Here is a 1,093-nt window from a genome sequence, read left to right on the forward strand (position 1 = left end):
AATTGGACGCCGATCCCCCGACCTACGGGGTCAAAATTCCACGCCGGATCACAGAACACAGCTTTGGAGAAAACAGGCTCTCAGAGAGCCGATTTGGCTCATCCCACCGGGCGGCGGCCTACACAGCTTTCCGCGCGAACCCTTGTGGTTCTTGCGGGCGTGAGGCGCCAATAGAGCGGTGGAGAGAGTGGGCGAGGAGGGAAGTCTGGCTGGGGGACCTGGATTCGAACCAGGACTAGCGGAGTCAGAGTCCGCGGTTCTACCGTTAAACTATCCCCCAGCAGGGGCGCCCGGACGTCAGTCGCGCGGCCCACGGGGGACCATGGCGCGAATGTCTGAACATCCGGTGTGCGGCGACCCGTCTAACGGGTTAACGCGGACGCTTCAAGACCTTCGACGAGCCTCTCGCCGCATTTCCGGCCGCGGCTGGATGGACGGCTGACCCTCGACGCCGGCCCGCACGACCGGACGGTCTTCGACAAGCGGACGTCGCCGCCTTGCGGGGGATGACGCCCCTGTTATGTTTCGATCTGAAAAGACGATGTGAGATCACGCCGGCTCGCGGCCATTGCGCGGACCGGGGCGGTCCGACCGGGATTTTTAGGCTTGTCCGACACCACCGCGTCGCTTGGCGGCGCCGGAGAGCACGCATCTGCGGCGATCTCCACGGGGGCTGCGGCCTATGCGACAGGCCGCGCTGGCGCGCCGCCTTCCGTGGCGCCGCGGCAGCCCGCCCCGACCTACGCGGCGCTCGACCTCGGCACCAACAATTGCCGGCTGCTGGTCGCCCGGCCCGACCGCGAGCGTGGCTTCCGCGTGGTCGATAGTTTCTCGCGAATCGTGCGGCTCGGCGAAGGGCTCGCCCACACCGGGCGGCTATCCGACGAGGCGGTCACGCGCGCGGTGTCGGCGCTCTCGGTCTGCCGCGACAAGATGGCGGCGCGCGGCGTCTCGCGCGCCCGGCTGATCGCGACCGAGGCCTGCCGGCAGGCGGTGAACGGCGACGAGTTCCTCGCCCGCGTGCGGAGCGAAACGGGTCTCGAGCTCGAGATCATCGACCGCGCGACCGAGGCGCGGCTCCCCCCCCCCCCCC

The 1,093-nt window shown here is 68.8% G+C and carries 1 protein-coding gene and 1 tRNA gene; one reads left to right on the forward strand and one right to left on the reverse strand.

Annotated features, from left to right (window positions below; translation table 11 throughout):
* Positions 1–206 precede the first annotated feature (206 nt).
* Positions 207–280, reverse strand: a tRNA-Gln gene (locus tag EK403_RS21750).
* Positions 281–606: 326 nt separating this feature from the next.
* Here EK403_RS21750 and EK403_RS23535 point away from each other — a divergent pair.
* Positions 607–1,093, forward strand: a 487-nt coding sequence (locus EK403_RS23535; RefSeq protein ID WP_428979638.1) for a Ppx/GppA phosphatase family protein, incomplete at its 3' end; no start/stop codon positions are given.

The sequence above is a fragment of the Hansschlegelia zhihuaiae genome (assembly GCF_004103825.1).
In the GTDB taxonomy this organism is placed as follows: Bacteria; Pseudomonadota; Alphaproteobacteria; order Rhizobiales; family Methylopilaceae; genus Methylopila; species Methylopila zhihuaiae.